The organism is Sinobaca sp. H24, from assembly GCF_023845525.1.
Genome location: NZ_JALBWT010000007.1, coordinates 18,340 through 33,562, shown reverse-complemented (window position 1 = coordinate 33,562; position 15,223 = coordinate 18,340). Strand labels below are relative to the sequence as shown.

Below are 15,223 nucleotides of genomic sequence, written 5' to 3'. Positions count from 1 at the left end.
TAACTATAGGCAGATCTACTATTCTTTAAGGAGGGTTTCATTTATGAAAGCAGCAGTGGTAAACGAGTTTCACCAAAAGCTTGAGATCAAAGATGTTCCAATGCCGGAGCTGGACTATGGGGATATTCTGGTAAAAATACACTCCTGCGGTGTGTGTCACACAGACCTTCATGCCGCTCACGGTGACTGGCCCGTTAAGCCTAAGCTCCCTCTTATTCCAGGCCATGAAGGGGTAGGAACGATTGAAAAAGTGGCAGAGGGCGTCAAGTCATTAAAAGTAGGTGACCGCGTCGGCATCCCTTGGCTCTATTCAGCCTGCGGAGAATGCGAATTCTGCCTTTCCGGCAGGGAAACGCTCTGCCACGATCAGTTAAACGCAGGCTATTCCATTGATGGGGCGTACGCGGAATACTGCAAAGCACCTTCTGCCTATGTATCAAAAATACCTGATAATCTGGGTTTTGATGAGGTAGCTCCTCTTTTCTGCGCCGGTGTAACAACATACAAGGCCCTTAAAGTATCTGAAGCCAAACCAGGGGATTGGGTGGCTATCTTCGGCATCGGGGGACTTGGCCACGTAGCCGTACAATATGCCAAAGCTATGAGTCTTAAGGTAGTCGCTGTTGATATACGCGATGATAAATTAGAACTTGCCAAACAGCTTGGCGCAGATGAAGTAATCAATGGGATGAACGAAGATCCGGGGGAAGCTATTATGGAGCGCTTCAACGGAGTTCAGGCTGCTATAAGCGTTGCCGTAAATCCAAAAGCATTTGAACAGGCCTACCGCTCTGTTAAAAGAGGCGGCACCCTTGTTGTTGTAGGACTTCCTGTGGGAGAGCTTCCTATTCCTATCTTTGAAACCGTGTTAAATGCCGTAAACGTCCGTGGTTCTATTGTAGGTACGAGAAAAGATCTTCAGGAATGCCTGACGCTTGCTTCCGAAGGGAAAATCCGGCCGATTATTGAAACCAGATCACTCGAGGACATCAATGAAGTATTTGACTCTATGGAGCACGGAGATATTAACGGACGAATTGTTTTAAAAATACACGAATAATTCCTTCGTTATGCATAAAAACCTTCAGGGTGCCCTGAAGGTTTTTTATTCATTAAGCCAGTAGCGCAGCTTTCTTGTATTAACCCCAAGCCGCTCTGCCGCTTTCTGCCTGTTTCCTCTGGTAATCATTAAGGCGTGGTCTATTACCTGCTGTACAGCTATCTTTTCGGCACTTCTCAGATCGTCTACCATCTTATCAAGAGAAAAATAGTCCTCTTCTCCCAGCTGATTTTTCTGCCCGGTTAACCACTTGTTGGAAATCGGTCCGCTTTCCTCTGCTCCATCAGCCAGGATTTTACCATTTCCATGAAACAGTATGTGTTCCGCCCCAATTTGATCCTCTGCATGAGCGCAGGCTCTTGCAAGTACATTGGCAAGCTCCCGGATATTGCCCGGCCAGAGGTAGTTTTGAAGCTTTTCCAATGCCTCATTGCTTATCCGTTTAATTTCAGTCTCTTCTTTTTGAAGCATAGCTTCTACCAATCGAGGGATATCCTCTTTTCTTTCTCTTAAAGGAGGGACCGTCAGACGGACAACTTCCAATCGATAAAGCAGATCTTCACGGAATTTTCCCGTTTCAACGGATTCATGCAGGGATCGATTGGTAGCAGCTATAATTCTGGCACTGCTTTTAACAGAGCGTTCTCCCCCGACCCGGAAAAATTCTTTTGATTCCAGCACACGCAGTAGTTTGACCTGCGTCGCCAAAGAGGCTTCACCTATTTCATCAAGCAGCAGGGTACCGCCTTTAGCCATTTCGAAAAAACCCTTCCGGATTTTCTGAGCTCCCGTAAATGCTCCCGCTTCATGACCGAACAGCTCACTTTCAATAACATTTTCCGGCAGCGCTCCAAAGTTTATTCCAAGAAACGGCCTCTCTTTTTCTCCTGCTGCTTCATGAATAAAACGGGCAACGACTTCTTTTCCGCTTCCGGTTTCTCCATCAATTAAAATAGTCAGCGGTTTGGTGGCAAATCGGGAAGCCAGGCGCAGAAGCTCCTGCATTGCTTTGCTTTCCCCTATAATCATGCCGCTTTTCTTTGCCGCCTGCTCAACTGCATTTGTATGCTCAACGTTATCTTTCCGGTTCACCTTTTCTTCAAGAAGCGCTATATTTTCAAATGGCTTTTCGATATAATCCTCCGCGCCCAGCTTAATGGCTTCCACTGCCGACTCAATAGTGCTGTATCCCGTCATAACAATACACCGGCAGCCCGGCTGCTGAAGCCGTATTTCTTTGAGCAGCCGGAGGCCGTTTGTATCAGGAAGCTTTATATCTATAAAAGCAATATCGAATTTTTCCCAGGAAAGCATAAGCTGATGAAACTCTTTTCCGTTCCGGGCTATATGAATGGCATGGTGTTCGGTACCAAGCAGGTATATAAAGAAATCTCCTATATCTCTATCATCATCCACTACTAAAATATTCACTCCGGGACCTCCTTCTTTGGCGCTGCTGGAAGCCGGAGCTCGAACGCACTTCCAATCCCGCTTTTGCCTGCAATAACCAGACTGCCTCCATTTCGCTCTGCGAGATCCCGGCTTACGGAAAGGCCGAGCCCGGTTCCGCTTTGTTTTTCTTTTGTAGTGAAAAACGGATCAAAAATCAAATCTTTTTTATCTGTCGGAATCCCGCATCCATTATCTTCGACAACTAGTTTGATGCATTCCGGAGTATGATGTGTCGACAGTGTAATATATCTGGGCTCCTCTTTCTCTGATAAGGCATCTTTAGCATTAAGAAGCACATTGATAATAATCTGGCCGATTTGATGAGGGCTGGCTTCCACTAACGGAAGGTCCTCAGAAAAAGATCGTTCAATTTGAATATTTTCCCGCTCAATCTGAAAACCGATCAAACTCAATACATCTTCTACAGATTCATTCAAACAGCATTCCGAGCTTTCTTCCTTTTCCGGACGGGAAAAAGAAAGCAGATTACGAATGATGTCCTGACACCTTTTCCCGCCTCTTTCAATGGCATCTGCTAATTCACGAGGTCTGCCATCCGCCGATAACTGGCGTTTCAAAATCTGGGTGTTTCCAATAACGGCGGTAAGGGGACTGTTTAACTCATGTGCTACCCCGGCAGCCATTTCACCAATCGCCGCAAGCTGCCCGGAATGCTGAAGCTGCGCCTGCGTTCTGATTTTTTCTGTAATATCTTTAATATAAATAAGCAGACCTTTCATTTCACCAGCCTCCCCACGCACCGGATACGTCTGAATATCGCACATACTGCCATTTTTCAGGCTCATTTGATAATTTTTCATCGACTGCGTATGATAACTTTCTTCTATTGGACAGAAAGAATAATCTTCCGGAAAAAGCACATCATGGCAGCGAAGACCAACTATATCAGCAGGCGGCCTGCCGAAAAAATGGTGGGCTGCCTGGTTGCAGCGGATAATACGGTGATCGGTATCTGTAAGCAAAAGCAGGTCCGCCACTGCCTGAAACGTTTCTTCCCATTCTTTTTTACCTGCGGATACTTCTCCGTAGAGCCTGGAGTTCTCCACCATTACAGCGATATGATCTGAAAGCTGGCGGAAAAATGTGATATCCGAATACTCATAGGGCATGCGCTCTGCTGTAGCAAAAGTCAACACGCCGATAACGGCTGTTTTCATCCGCAGCGGGATCACACAGGCGTGATACAAATTATTGGCAGCAAGGGTCTGCTCTTCTACGAAGCGGTAGGAGGCTCCTGGTTCCCATTCATGAATAACAATAAGATTCTGATTGATTGCTTTCCAGTAAATTGACTGTCCGCGCGGCAGATGCATGCCTACTTCTTTATCCTCACCGGAGACCGGATAGATACTTTGAAGCGTCATCACCTCATCTTCAATTAGGGAGATACTGACACGGTCAATTGGATAGAGCTCATAGATGGTTTCTAAAATATGCTGCAGGGACCTTTCCATCGTTCCCGTCAGCTGGAAACCTTTTGCTACCTCATTTAATATTTCCAGCTTTTGATTTTTCTTTTCCAGCTCGCCGATCGTTTTTTTCAAATCGGTATAGTAGCTTTTTTTAGATGCTTTGACTCCTGTCAACTTCTCGATTAAAATCTCCTTTTCTGTAAACATAGCGCTCCCCCTTCATTCATAGGCTTTTTGAAACAAGGTTTCTACATCCTGCAGCGTTACGTCCCGGGGATTGGTTACCATGCATGCGTCTTCAAGGGCAGTTTCAGCCATTTTATGAAAATCAGGGTTGTTCAGCCCGACTTCTTTTAACGTTTTGGGAGCACCGATGTCATCAGCAAGCGAACGCAGGGCGCGAATGCCAAACCTTCCTTTTTCCATCTCATTTTCTGTAGAGCCGGCCGCTCCCAGGATATCCCCTATCTCTGCAAAGCGTGAAGGAGAGGCAATCAGGTTAAATTCCATCACATGGGGAAGCAGAATGCTATTAATTTCTCCATGGGGGAGCTCATAGCGTCCTCCTATCGCATGGGACATGGCGTGAACCGCTCCCAGTATGGCGTTGGAGAAGGCAAGACCTGCCTGCATACTGGCCATAGCCATGGAGCGCTTGGCTTCCAGGTTGGTGTGGGATGCAGTAGACGGCCGTAAATTAGCTGCGGCCAGCTTGAGAGCGTTCAGTGCATGTACATCCGTGAGCGGTGTGGCTGCTACACTGACATATGCTTCAATCGCATGAGAAATCGCATCCAGTCCGGTAGCTGCTGTCAGCAGATGATCCTTCGTCATCAATACAAAAGGATCCACAATCGCAATATCCGGAACAAGGGATTTGGAGACGATCGTCATTTTCTTTTTACGTTTGGGATCAATAATAATCGAAAACTGGGAGACTTCAGATCCCGATCCGGCAGTGGTCGGCACCATTATCGTCGGCGGCAGAGGGCTGTGAATACGGTCCACTCCTTCATAGTCTTCGATGGCCCCTCCGTTGCTTACGATAATGGCCACTGCTTTTGCTACGTCTAGCGCACTTCCGCCTCCAACTCCGAGCACGGCATCGCATTTTTCTTCTCTGTATAAGGCAGCCCCATTTATTACCTGGTCTGTGCCTGGATTTGTAGTCACTTTTTCATACAAGGTATGAGCAAGTCCTGTTTCTTTTATGTTTTCAACAGCCTGTTCCGTCCATCCGGCAGCCTTTACGCCTGGATCACTGACTACGAGAATGCGCTGAGCCCCCAGCCGGAGAAAACTTTCTCCAATTTGATGAATCGCATGATCTCCAAATATGATTTCCGGTGCCATGAATTTTGTAATCATTGGTTCACCTCATCCGCTTTTATGAATGCGCTTTTATATGTAGTATACCACCGGTTATGGTTTTCTATTCTGTTCGATTAAAATCATCCATACAAAAAAGCCTCCCATAAAAGGAGGCTCTTTCTATGAGGAAGCAGAAACCGGCTCCGGCTCATATCTTTTTGCTTTCCATGTGAAATAGAAAATCGAGGCAGTATGAAAAATGACAAATATTCCTGTTAAAATAAGCAGCTCTATTGTAATGGATCCGCCAAGAAATATAGCTTCACGATATGCAGAAACTGTATAAGTCATTGGAAGAAACGGATTAATCTGCTGGAAGAAATGGTTCAGCAGTTCTACCGGCATGGTTCCTCCTGCGGCTACCAGCTGCAGGATCATTAGAATCAATACAACAAATCGACCGGGGTTTCCAAAAACGACGGCAAAAAACTGCACAATTGCCATAAAGCAAGTGCCGATACTATCGCAGTTAAAAAGACCAGACCGGTGCTTTGAACATCAACTCCCATCCATAAGACAACACCCGCCATTACTACTGCCTGTAAAATGGATACTGGCAGCAGGATGGAAAATTTACTTATCCACCATGCAATACCTGAGCTCGGTAATGTTTCAGGCTGTTTCACCGGGTACAATAAGCAGAAAATGACACTCCCGAGAAACAAAGCCACCGCCATCATATACGGTGCCATCGCATGTCCATAGTTTGGCACAGACGATAACTCATGCTCTCCTAAAAGAAGCGGACTGGAAAACATATCGCTGTTTTCATTTCCGGTACCGACTTCCCTTATATCACCTGCTCCGTCTGCAAGCTCTCCGGACAGATCCCCTGCTCCATTAACCAATGAGCCGGCTCCTTCCTGCAGCTCATCTGTGCCGGAGGCAAGATCAACGGATCCATCCTTTAAATCAACCAGTCCTGTATTTAACGATTGAAGGGCTTGTTGGAGCTGCGGCAGGCCTTCTGTTAAAGATCCCGCACCTTCATTTAGCTCGCTTCCGCTGGAAGCAAGTGCAAGCCCTCCTTCTGAAAGCTCTCCCCCGCTTCCTGCAAGCTCCGCTGATCCTTCCGCGAGATCTTCTCCGTTATCTTCAAACGCCTGTGCACCTTCTGATAAACCGGCGGATTGGCCGGCAAGCTGCAGGGATCCTTCCGCAAGCTCTGCTGACGCTTCTGTTATCTGATCTGTACCAGTTAAAAGAGCATTTGACTGACTTGTCAAGCGGCCGGCTCCCTCTGCAAGCGTCTGCGCTCCCTCGTCCAGCTTCTCTACTCCCTGCGTGTAATCTTCCAGACTTCCCTGAAGCACAGAGGCACCATCCGACAATTCATCCAGCCCTTCACTTAATTCTTCTGTACTGGAAGCTAATGCTGTGACCTTGTCAAAAGAGGCGTCCCCGGAAATATCCGGCAAAATCGTTGTAATCTGCGAAACCAAAGAACTGTTTTCCGTCATAGAAAGTATTTGATTTTGACTTCTCTCTAAAGCTTCTGCGGCTTCCAGCCCTGATGCTGCTTCTTTGGCGGCACCAGATGTTTCAGGAGCAGACAATGCGTCCAATGCTGCCGCCATTTGCTGCACCGCTTCGGTTACTTCATCTTTATTTATAGATGACTGGCTGGTTTCTGTATTCTCCGCTTCCTGAAGCAGTATCTGTTCTTGTTCTTCAGTCAAATCAGCTGAGGTATTATTTATCAGGCTTGTCACCTGTTCCGGACCGGAAGAGGATGGATCGGACGCTTCCAGACGATCCACAGCATCGGAAAGCACCAGAAGCGCTTCTTCCGCTTCTGCTTTTCCTTCTATATCTGTGCTGCTGTTTTTTTGATCAGTTATTGAACGCAGCGTTTCCGTCAGCTGGTCAGCTTCTTTGGAGGAGGACACTGCTTCCTGTCTTATATCTTTCATAACATCATCTACAGCTGCTTCTACAGAAGAAGAATCTATATTTGATAAAGCTTCTGCTTCTGAGGCAGCAGCCTGCACCTCTTCATTTAAGGCACGCATTCCGGGGTGCTGCTTCCTGCAGTCCGTCCGCGAGCGCCCGGCTTCCACTAGTCAGCTCTTCATTATAAGCCGCTAGTTCCTGCGTTCCTTCCCGCTGCTGAATCAGCCCGGCTTCCAGCTCTTCCGTACCACTTGTGTACTGCTCCAGACCATTTCCCAGCTCCTGTGTACCAGAAGAAAAAGATTGAATTCCTTCGTCCAGCTCATTTACTCCGGCAGTGTACTGCTGCACACCACTGTTTTAAATCTCCGGCTGCTCCTGTGTACTTCTGTACTCCGGTATCCAGGCTGCCGGCACCTTTCACATATTGTTGAATACCTTCATTCAAATCACCGGCGCTGTTCGTATACGCCTGCACGCCTTCATTTAATTTTTCAGCACCGTCTGCTGCAGTACTCATATTTCGTTCAATATCGCCGCTTCCGTCCGCCGCTTCTTCTAGTCCATCACGAAATGTCAAAGTGCTGTCAGACAAAACGGCTAAATTATTTTCCAGCTCTTCATTTCCATTTCTTAATTCTCCTGCCCCATCGGCACCGTCCTGAAGGCCTTCTTCAATATCACCGAGCTGGGCCAGCATAGCTTGTGCATATTCCCCTGTTACGCTGTCTGCGCGATTTCTTCATAAATCCCTTCAGCAGCCTGTTCACTTATCTGCCCGGCTGTATAATTCATGCCGGGATTCGTATAGTAATCAAGTTCCATCTTTTCAGGATGCTCATCAAAAACGGTGGCCGCATGTTCAGAGAAGTTCCCGGGAATGACGACCGCCATATAATAATCACCGGCTTCCACTCCCTGTCTGGCTTTTTTTTCACTCGTAAACGTCCAGTTCATTTCATCATTCTCTTTAAGTTGGCGATCGTTTCTTCTCCAATATTCAAGGCTTCCCCTTCATAATCGGCCGGCTTGTCTTCGTTGGCAACAGCGACTGGCAGCTGATCTGCATTTCCATATGGGTCCCATGCCCCCCTCAAGAAGATGCCGGCATAAATAAGAGGTATAAGAATAACAGCAAACACTACTATCCTCATTTTGCGGTTATGCATTAAATGTTTCCATTCTGCTTTTATCATGTTCACTCTATCTCGTCTCCTAATTGCATCTTCCGGCGCAGTGCCTGAATTTCCTGTCTTTTCGGTTTTTGGTTCCAATCAACCACTCTAAACTGAGCCGTTCCGATAATTTGTTTAAGTACATCTGCTACAGTTACTTTCTTTAAGGTGGAAAAATAATTTTCCTGCGCTTCAGCAAAGATGTCTTTAAGCATTTTTTCTCCTTCGGGAGCTACTTCCGATTCCGGAAACGCCTGGGGGATCAGTCCGTTCAGTTCTATAAAAGGACCGCTTTCTTCAATTGCTACGAACACATCATATATCGTTATTTCATTAGGCGGCCTCGTCAACTTTATTCCTCCCTGATTTCCCGGTACCGAAACAATAAGTTGATGCACCACCAGTTTTCTTAACATTTTTTTCAAATAGGAAGGAGACACCTGCAGCTTGGCACTGATTACATCACTGCTGACTAATTTATGCTCTTCCTGTGTAGAAATCATAGCCAGAATGCAGGCGGCCTGTTCTACTCCCATTTTCATTTTCACGGCATTCATCCCCTTTTTATTATAGATGTATTATATCCATAATGGATATAAATTGTCCATAAAAAATGTAAACATAACTCTTTTTACATAAATCTTTTTAATAGTAATAAAAGCTGAAAAGTGATATATTCAACTCCATATGACGATAGATAAATTTATGATCAGGCACAAGCAGTGAAGGGAGTTGCCGCACATGCCTAATGAATATAATCTGCATTCTTCTGATTTCACTTCACTGAAGTCTGTCTCGCAGAAAATATTTCATATTATAAGTAAACAGTTAAATGTGAATACAGCTTATGTGGCTCTGCGCGGAGATAAAGAAATGACCGCTCTTAGTTCCTATAACGCAAAAGATCTTATCGTACCTGAAGGATACTCATTGAATCATTCTGACTCATACTGCCAGATGGTTTTATCTGAGAATAATCATTCTTTTTATACAAACAATGTGAATGAGGAAAGCGTCATGAGACATCTAAACATTACGGATGACTTTAAAGTGAAAGGCTTTCTGGGAGTTACCCTTTTTGATCTGGAAGGAAATGTATTCGGAACCCTTTGCGTAATGGATAAAGAAAAAGAAAACTTTACCGAGAAAGATGTGCAGTATTTAAAAGCCATGGCAGAAGTTCTTTCACATATTATTGAGCTGGACCGCACTAAATTTAATATGGGTTTTCTAAACGTGCCTATTATCCCTATTACGAAGGGTATCTCCATTCTTAGTATTCAAGGTATTGTAGATGAGCATCGTGCAGACAAGATCACCCAGTCCGTTTTACACTACGGCGCCTCTCATAACATTAACTATTTTATTATTGATTTATCCGGTTTGATCATACTGGATGGTATTTTTCCCCAAGTATTGACTGACCTTGTTAAATCGCTTAAATTAATGGGTATCGAAGCTATTCTTACCGGTATTTCACCCGACTTTGCACAAAATCAGACAGGAGCTGTGTCGCTGCTGCAGTTAAATATCAAGATTGTGCACAGTCTGGAAACCGCCCTAAAGTATATAGGATTTACTCTTTCTGAACACAAATAAAGCCGGGGCAGCTGCCCCGGCTTTATTATGTTGAAAATAGATCAGCAGTGAATGCCTGAATATGCTTATGCGTTACATCCGGCTGTTCTTCCGGAACGTAGTGACCGCAGTTTTTTACTTCTTCAGCCATAACGATAGAAGACGCTTTTTGTTTCCAGATGTCTACTACCGGCTGGCCGGCTAAATTTCCTGAATCCCCCCAGAGCAGCATTACCGGCACTTCTATCTTTTCTTTGTTCTGCTGTTTTCTCTATACTTAGGCAGATCCACCCGATAGGAGGCCCGGTAGTCGTTTAGAGCGGCCTGAACGGATCCTTTTTTCTGCCAGGTTCGAAGATATTCCTCCCATGCCCCGTCCGCTTTAAAAGCTTCCATTAGATGGGGAGAGCGCTTAAAGAAAAATTCCAGATATACTTCTTCTTTCCCTTCAATTAAAGCTTCCGGTACGTCCGGTACTACTTGAAATATCCAATGCCAGTATTTTTCAGCGGCTTCGCCGGCGGTAAGGTGATCATAAATATATTCCAGCGGCAGAATGTCTATCAGGCCAACACCTGCAAGTTTTTCCGGATAGTCCAAAGCATATCTTCTTGCGATTCTCGCCCCCCGGTCATGGCCGATCATCGCTATATGTTCAAGCTCCAGCAGCTGTACCAGCCCATGAACATCCGCAGCCATCTGCTCGTTATCATACGCATCGATTCCTTCCGGCCTGCTCGAATCACCGTAGCCGCGAAGATCCAGAGCCAGCACATAATGATCTTCGGCAAGCTTTGGAATGAGGTCTCTCCAAATCAGCCAGCTCTGCGGAAATCCATGAAGCAGCAGTATAGGCTTTGCTTTATTGGCACCAGCCTGTACATAATGAATCGTAATTCCATTTACTTCTGCATATTGATGATCCCATTCTTCTGCCGCATATTTTTTCGTCTGGGACATAGTGGCGCCTCCTTAGTGTTTCTCTAATAGGTCAGGGGTGTTATTTTTAGGACTATTAACGTCCCGGCTGACGGGGTAAGCTGTCATCTGCCCGCTGTCAAAAGGCTCCAGCATGGCTTTTACTTCTGTTTTGGAAGTGTTGGGATGCAGCCAGGCCTCCCTCCGGCTTTTTGGAATAATGACCGGCATGCGGTGATGAAGATCCTGCATTAATTCATTTGCTTCGGTAGTAATAATCGTACAGGTAGTAATGGTCTCTTCTTCTCCTTCCCATCTATCCCAAAGGCCGGCAAATGTAAAAATACGTTCTTCGTTCAGCATAATCCGGTACGGCTGTTTTTCTTTACCTTCTTTTTTCCATTCATAAAAGCTGTCAGCTACTACAAGACAGCGTCTTCTCTCCAGCAGCTTTTTAAAAGAAGGCTTTTCATCTACTGTTTCTGCTCTGGCGTTAATCATTTTATGGCCCACCGAAGGATCTTTGGACCAGGATGGGACAAGTCCCCACTTCAAAAAGCCTGCTTTCGTCTGTTCCTGATTCGAAGCAATCGTCAGCACAAACTGGGTGGGAGCTACATTATAATTTGGAGATATGTCAGGAATCTCCACCCCTGTTTCCTGTTCAATGGCTGTGGCTGAAGAATATAACGTAAATCTGCCGCACAATGCTATCACCTCTTTTTTGCTTCTATACCCTTTTTTTAAAAAGCATATCCACCGTTCAGCGGTTAAAGCTTTTCAAAAAAGGTTATGGGAAAGAAAGAGTCTTATACAAGGGGGCTTTTCATGTGGTGGGTTGAATTTAATCATGATGGGCCGGGATTTGATCCATTTGGTCCTGCTCATCTGCTCGTGTTTGCAATCGTTATTTTAAGCTGCGCGTGCCTTCTTATCTGGCGACGGCCGATCCGCCGTTCGCAGGCATTTCAGAAACGTTCTGCTGGACAGCTGCCGCTTTTCTTTTGGCGGCTGAAGTATGGCTGCACACCTGGTACATTTTAGAAGGAATTTGGAATGTACGTTTTGCTCTGCCTCTTAATTTAAGCAGCTTTGCCTGGATAGCTGCCATTGCTATGCTTCTTACGAAAGGCTCTTCCATCTGGACGGCTTTTGCTTTTTATGCCGGTGTTACGAGTGCTTCTTTAACCCTGGTTTTTCCGGATATCGATAACTATGGGTTCCCGCATCTGCGCTTTCTGCATTTTTTTATAACCCACGGTCTTGTCATTACAGCAGTATTTTATAAGCTTATTATTGAAAGAACCCGGTAACTTTCCGCTCTCTTTTTCCGGTGTGGCTCGTAATGAATGTGCTTGCGGCATTGGTTTTTCTCGTCAATTCGCTCACGGGCGGAAACTATATGTATTTAATGGAAAAACCGCCGTCCCCGACTCCGTTTGACTGGCTTGGGGAATGGCCTTATCTCATTGCTCTACAGCCTCTGGCAGTTGGACTGTTCATGTTGATGTACGTGTTTTACTATTACGCTGTAAAACGCTGGCAGTAGATCATTATTAGGAAAAAACCGCCAGGCTGGCGGCAATTCCTACAAGGATAACCAGTACAGGCAGAATAATAATATACAGCACCAGCATATTAGAAGTACTTTGGCCGGCATCGTACTTTTTATCTTCTTCATCCGTTACTTTTGTTAAGCCCAGCGTGATTCCCGTGGCAGCAATTCCTATAAGAATAATCAATACAACAGCCACATTCATATCCGGCTTTCTCCTCTCCATTACCCTTCTTCTCTATACACATTTCGCCTTTTCTATCCATATTCCTGCCGGGGAAACCTTTAGCTTCTCCACATGTTTATGATAAGATTAATTTACAATTTATTCTATAAATAGGAAAATATTTTTTGTTAAAATAATGCTCAAACGTCCGGAATTCCGGTATAGACGCCGATATTTCCCGGCATTTTCCCCTGCAGCGAGGTGTCTTTATGAGAAAAAGGTTTGACCCGTCTAAATGGCAGCTGAGATTTGGATTTCTCTTTCTTGTAGTACTGTATCTGGGAGCCGCTTCTTTTGTCGAGTATATTATCGACGATCCTGTGCAGGGACTGATCTACGGATACATGGGCGGGCTGCTTCCCTTCATAGGGGTCATTATTTATGCAGAAACCCGCCTGAAGAAAACCACTGAAGAATCTTATCCCAAGCAGACAAAGACTTTAACCTTAAACCGGATATACTGGTTTCTATTTTAGCTTATACAGGAGCTTTTCTCTTTGTTTACTATTCCTTTGATTTTCCTTTAAGAGACATAATAGTGCAGGGCTCCCTGCTGGCCGGCAGTGCTCTTTCTTCGTTTATTTATTATATTATCCGAATGAAGGGCAAAGGCTACGAGCTTGAAGACGGCACCTGGTTAAAAAGAAAGGAGATACTACCGATGATTAGACCATTAACCTCTATGGAAGACCCTCCTATGTCACTGCTGCTCTCAGCCGACCCTTCTGATAAAATGGTGCAGTCCTATTTGGACGAGGGCGTTTGCTGCGTGATGGAAAAATACGATCAAATTATTGGAGTGTATATACTCGTGCCTGTAGAAGCAGATACCGCTGAAATTGCAAACATTGCCGTTGTAGAAAAAATCAGCGGCAGGGCCTGGGGAAAGCTCTTTTGCTGGATGCTTTTTCCCGGGCGAAGAATCTCCCGGTTTCGCGTCTTCTTATTGGTACAGCCGATGCCAGTATTCATCAGCTCACTTTTTACCAGGCGATGGGATTTCATATTACCGCGCCGTATTTCCCAATTTCTTTGTTGAGCATTACGAGGAACCGATTTACGAGAATGGCGTGCAGTGCATGGATATGATCAGACTTGCTAAAGAAGTATAAAATTTTCTACTGTATATAATATATACTAAAAGAATTGATATTGTTTCCGCTTTCCATCATAGTAAAAGAAGATCGCAATATTTTTAAAAGTTCCCATTACTACTATCAGGAGGTATGTCCATTGACGCTCGTTATCGACAATATAACCAAGCGATTCGGTTCTCACCAGGCAGTAGACGGAGTATCATTAACTGTAGAAAAGGAAGCATGTTTGGCATGCTTGGCGCAAACGGAGCCGGCAAAACGACCACATTCCGCATGATTCTTGGGCTGCTTGATCCTACTTCAGGCTCTGTAACCTGGGACGGCCGCCCTCTTTCCTACAAACGTACCAGTTTAATTGGGTACCTGCCGGAAGAGAGAGGTCTTTACCCTAAGCTGACAGTGAAAGAACAGATCATTTACTTAATGCGGCTGAAAGGGATGAAAAAATCAGTATCGTCCCAGCTCTGCAGGAGTGGCTTGAAACGTTCCAAGTACCGGAATATGAGAACAAAAAAATTGAAGAGCTTTCCAAAGGAAATCAGCAGAAAATCCAGTTTATTGCAGCAGTCCTACATAAACCTGAGCTTTTAATTTTAGATGAGCCCTTCAGCGGACTTGATCCCGTGAACACCGATATGCTGAAGCAGGCCGTGGAGCACATACAAAACAGGGTACCACTATTGTTTTTTCAAGCCACCAGATGAAAAATGTAGAAGAGATGTGTGTGAGATTTAATTATGCTCAAACGCGGCAGCGCCGTTCTGCAGGGAAATCTGCGGGACATAAAAGATCGTACGGCGTAAAAAACATAACGATCCAGGCGGACTATGACCTGAATTTTCTCCAGGAAGTGTCCGGCGTCCTGGATCTCCAGCAGAATAAAGACGGAGCCGTACTTCGGGTAAAGGATGAGACAATCGCAGAACCTGTCTTTCAGCGAATTGCCGAAAAAGGATTTGTCCGTAAATTCGAAGTAGAACAGCCCAGCCTGCACGACATCTTTATTGATAAGGCAGGTGTAGAGCACGATGAATAATTTTTGGATTACTGTTGCCCATACCATGACTAAAACGTATCCGTTCCAAGTCTTTTTTCTGGTCCAGCCTTGTTACCATTATTCTCGTTATAGGATTAATGAACGCGGCCGGCGTATTATCTTCTTTTTCCGGAGAAGGAGACGGCGGCGAGCAGCAGAATGTAGCTGTTCTTGATAATACATCGGAAGAAGAAAGTATGGGAGAAGCGCTTGCTTCCTACGAAGAAAGTTCTTTTGCCTATGAAAATTATTCCGGCACAGAAGAAGAAGCGCTCACCCCGCCGCAGAAGAAGAGGAATATGCTTTTGTACTGACACTCGCCGGAGAACCAGCTGAACTGGACGCTGTCCTATATGGCAGTGAAAATGATTTTCAGGATGGACAGGAAATTAATCAGGACGTACAGCGTATTAAAGAAGGATTTGTGAC

24 protein-coding genes and 1 pseudogene are annotated in these 15,223 nt (G+C 45.2%); 11 read left to right on the top strand and 14 right to left on the bottom strand.

Annotation, left to right across the window (positions count from 1 at the left end):
- Nucleotides 1-43 precede the first annotated feature (43 nt).
- Nucleotides 44-1,060 (top strand): alcohol dehydrogenase AdhP, encoded by a 1,017-nt coding sequence (adhP, locus tag MMY81_RS11375; protein ID WP_252312995.1) that lies wholly within the window; start codon nucleotides 44-46, stop codon nucleotides 1,058-1,060.
- Nucleotides 1,061-1,105: 45 nt separating this feature from the next.
- On the opposite strand, the gene MMY81_RS34005 is transcribed toward adhP, so the two are convergent.
- The 10 genes from MMY81_RS34005 to MMY81_RS11325 all read right to left on the bottom strand — a co-directional run bounded on the left by MMY81_RS34005 (nucleotide 1,106) and on the right by MMY81_RS11325 (nucleotide 8,926).
- On the bottom strand, nucleotides 1,106-2,491 hold the full coding sequence (locus MMY81_RS34005) for a sigma-54-dependent transcriptional regulator (protein WP_252312994.1): 1,386 nt from the start codon (nucleotides 2,489-2,491) through the stop codon (nucleotides 1,106-1,108).
- Nucleotides 2,488-4,152: an ATP-binding protein gene (locus tag MMY81_RS11365; RefSeq protein ID WP_252312993.1), complete on the bottom strand. Its 1,665-nt coding sequence runs from the start codon at nucleotides 4,150-4,152 to the stop codon at nucleotides 2,488-2,490. The genes MMY81_RS34005 and MMY81_RS11365 overlap by 4 nt, the downstream gene beginning before the upstream one ends.
- 12 nt (nucleotides 4,153-4,164) lie before the next feature.
- The gene (locus MMY81_RS11360) at nucleotides 4,165-5,313 is read right to left on the bottom strand and encodes an iron-containing alcohol dehydrogenase (RefSeq protein WP_252312992.1); all 1,149 of its coding nucleotides are present in this window, start codon (nucleotides 5,311-5,313) and stop codon (nucleotides 4,165-4,167) included.
- A gap of 123 nt (nucleotides 5,314-5,436) precedes the next feature.
- On the bottom strand, nucleotides 5,437-5,760 hold the full coding sequence (locus MMY81_RS11355) for a YhgE/Pip family protein (protein ID WP_252312991.1): 324 nt from the start codon (nucleotides 5,758-5,760) through the stop codon (nucleotides 5,437-5,439).
- Nucleotides 5,700-7,328, bottom strand: coding sequence for a hypothetical protein (locus tag MMY81_RS11350; RefSeq protein WP_252312990.1), 1,629 nt, complete (start codon nucleotides 7,326-7,328; stop codon nucleotides 5,700-5,702). Before MMY81_RS11350 ends, MMY81_RS11355 begins: the two co-directional genes overlap by 61 nt.
- Nucleotides 7,312-7,560 carry a hypothetical protein gene (locus MMY81_RS11345; protein ID WP_252312989.1) on the bottom strand — a complete coding sequence of 83 codons (249 nt, stop codon included), beginning with the start codon at nucleotides 7,558-7,560 and terminating at the stop codon, nucleotides 7,312-7,314. Before MMY81_RS11345 ends, MMY81_RS11350 begins: the two co-directional genes overlap by 17 nt.
- The gene (locus MMY81_RS11340; RefSeq protein ID WP_252312988.1) at nucleotides 7,532-7,909 is read right to left on the bottom strand and encodes a hypothetical protein; all 378 of its coding nucleotides are present in this window, start codon (nucleotides 7,907-7,909) and stop codon (nucleotides 7,532-7,534) included. The genes MMY81_RS11345 and MMY81_RS11340 overlap by 29 nt, the downstream gene beginning before the upstream one ends.
- A gap of 20 nt (nucleotides 7,910-7,929) precedes the next feature.
- The gene (locus MMY81_RS11335; RefSeq protein ID WP_252312987.1) at nucleotides 7,930-8,166 is read right to left on the bottom strand and encodes a YhgE/Pip domain-containing protein; all 237 of its coding nucleotides are present in this window, start codon (nucleotides 8,164-8,166) and stop codon (nucleotides 7,930-7,932) included.
- Nucleotides 8,163-8,411 (bottom strand): YhgE/Pip domain-containing protein, encoded by a 249-nt coding sequence (locus tag MMY81_RS11330; RefSeq protein WP_252312986.1) that lies wholly within the window; start codon nucleotides 8,409-8,411, stop codon nucleotides 8,163-8,165. The genes MMY81_RS11335 and MMY81_RS11330 overlap by 4 nt, the downstream gene beginning before the upstream one ends.
- Nucleotides 8,408-8,926, bottom strand: coding sequence for an Rrf2 family transcriptional regulator (locus MMY81_RS11325; RefSeq protein WP_252313128.1), 519 nt, complete (start codon nucleotides 8,924-8,926; stop codon nucleotides 8,408-8,410). Before MMY81_RS11325 ends, MMY81_RS11330 begins: the two co-directional genes overlap by 4 nt.
- 199 nt (nucleotides 8,927-9,125) lie before the next feature.
- On the opposite strand from MMY81_RS11325, the gene MMY81_RS11320 reads away from it, so the two are divergent.
- Nucleotides 9,126-9,983: a GAF domain-containing protein gene (locus MMY81_RS11320; RefSeq protein WP_252312985.1), complete on the top strand. Its 858-nt coding sequence runs from the start codon at nucleotides 9,126-9,128 to the stop codon at nucleotides 9,981-9,983.
- Nucleotides 9,984-10,008: 25 nt separating this feature from the next.
- On the opposite strand, the gene MMY81_RS11315 is transcribed toward MMY81_RS11320, so the two are convergent.
- From MMY81_RS11315 to MMY81_RS11305, 3 genes are read right to left on the bottom strand one after another with little or no spacing between them, the layout of a single operon-like run.
- Nucleotides 10,009-10,194: an alpha/beta hydrolase gene (locus MMY81_RS11315; protein ID WP_252312984.1), complete on the bottom strand. Its 186-nt coding sequence runs from the start codon at nucleotides 10,192-10,194 to the stop codon at nucleotides 10,009-10,011.
- 11 nt (nucleotides 10,195-10,205) lie between these two features.
- A complete protein-coding gene (locus tag MMY81_RS11310) occupies nucleotides 10,206-10,922 on the bottom strand; it encodes an alpha/beta fold hydrolase (RefSeq protein WP_252312983.1) in 717 nt (238 codons plus the stop codon).
- Between the two features lie 12 nt (nucleotides 10,923-10,934).
- Nucleotides 10,935-11,588 (bottom strand): SOS response-associated peptidase, encoded by a 654-nt coding sequence (locus MMY81_RS11305; RefSeq protein ID WP_252312982.1) that lies wholly within the window; start codon nucleotides 11,586-11,588, stop codon nucleotides 10,935-10,937.
- 120 nt (nucleotides 11,589-11,708) lie between these two features.
- Here MMY81_RS11305 and MMY81_RS11300 point away from each other — a divergent pair, with 120 nt between their 5' ends.
- From MMY81_RS11300 to MMY81_RS35180, 3 genes are read left to right on the top strand one after another with little or no spacing between them, the layout of a single operon-like run.
- Entirely contained in the window at nucleotides 11,709-11,924 is a 216-nt protein-coding gene (locus tag MMY81_RS11300) for a hypothetical protein (RefSeq protein ID WP_252312981.1), read from the top strand.
- Complete coding sequence (locus MMY81_RS35185) at nucleotides 11,885-12,193, top strand: TMEM164-related integral membrane acyltransferase (RefSeq protein ID WP_374561692.1); 309 nt, start codon at nucleotides 11,885-11,887, stop codon at nucleotides 12,191-12,193. Before MMY81_RS11300 ends, MMY81_RS35185 begins: the two co-directional genes overlap by 40 nt.
- Nucleotides 12,194-12,225: 32 nt before the next feature.
- Nucleotides 12,226-12,429 carry a TMEM164 family acyltransferase gene (locus MMY81_RS35180; protein WP_374561690.1) on the top strand — a complete coding sequence of 68 codons (204 nt, stop codon included), beginning with the start codon at nucleotides 12,226-12,228 and terminating at the stop codon, nucleotides 12,427-12,429.
- 7 nt (nucleotides 12,430-12,436) lie between these two features.
- Here MMY81_RS35180 and MMY81_RS11290 read toward each other — a convergent pair whose 3' ends face one another.
- The gene (locus MMY81_RS11290; protein ID WP_120193097.1) at nucleotides 12,437-12,640 is read right to left on the bottom strand and encodes a hypothetical protein; all 204 of its coding nucleotides are present in this window, start codon (nucleotides 12,638-12,640) and stop codon (nucleotides 12,437-12,439) included.
- A 230-nt stretch (nucleotides 12,641-12,870) separates the two neighbouring features.
- Here MMY81_RS11290 and MMY81_RS11285 point away from each other — a divergent pair, with 230 nt between their 5' ends.
- From MMY81_RS11285 to MMY81_RS11260, 6 genes and pseudogenes are all read left to right on the top strand, one after another.
- The gene (locus MMY81_RS11285) at nucleotides 12,871-13,137 is read left to right on the top strand and encodes a hypothetical protein (RefSeq protein ID WP_252312980.1); all 267 of its coding nucleotides are present in this window, start codon (nucleotides 12,871-12,873) and stop codon (nucleotides 13,135-13,137) included.
- A 418-nt stretch (nucleotides 13,138-13,555) separates the two neighbouring features.
- Nucleotides 13,556-13,750: a hypothetical protein gene (locus MMY81_RS11280; RefSeq protein WP_252312979.1), complete on the top strand. Its 195-nt coding sequence runs from the start codon at nucleotides 13,556-13,558 to the stop codon at nucleotides 13,748-13,750.
- A gap of 137 nt (nucleotides 13,751-13,887) precedes the next feature.
- A pseudogene (locus tag MMY81_RS11275) lies at nucleotides 13,888-14,309 on the top strand (ATP-binding cassette domain-containing protein); the annotation flags it as partial.
- Nucleotides 14,307-14,462, top strand: coding sequence for a hypothetical protein (locus MMY81_RS35175; RefSeq protein WP_374561734.1), 156 nt, complete (start codon nucleotides 14,307-14,309; stop codon nucleotides 14,460-14,462). The pseudogene MMY81_RS11275 and the gene MMY81_RS35175, both read left to right, overlap by 3 nt.
- 20 nt (nucleotides 14,463-14,482) lie before the next feature.
- Nucleotides 14,483-14,794 carry an ATP-binding protein DrrA1-3 family domain-containing protein gene (locus MMY81_RS11265; RefSeq protein ID WP_252312978.1) on the top strand — a complete coding sequence of 104 codons (312 nt, stop codon included), beginning with the start codon at nucleotides 14,483-14,485 and terminating at the stop codon, nucleotides 14,792-14,794.
- 98 nt (nucleotides 14,795-14,892) lie between these two features.
- Nucleotides 14,893-15,108: a hypothetical protein gene (locus tag MMY81_RS11260; protein ID WP_252312977.1), complete on the top strand. Its 216-nt coding sequence runs from the start codon at nucleotides 14,893-14,895 to the stop codon at nucleotides 15,106-15,108.
- The last annotated feature ends 115 nt before the right edge of the window (nucleotides 15,109-15,223 follow it).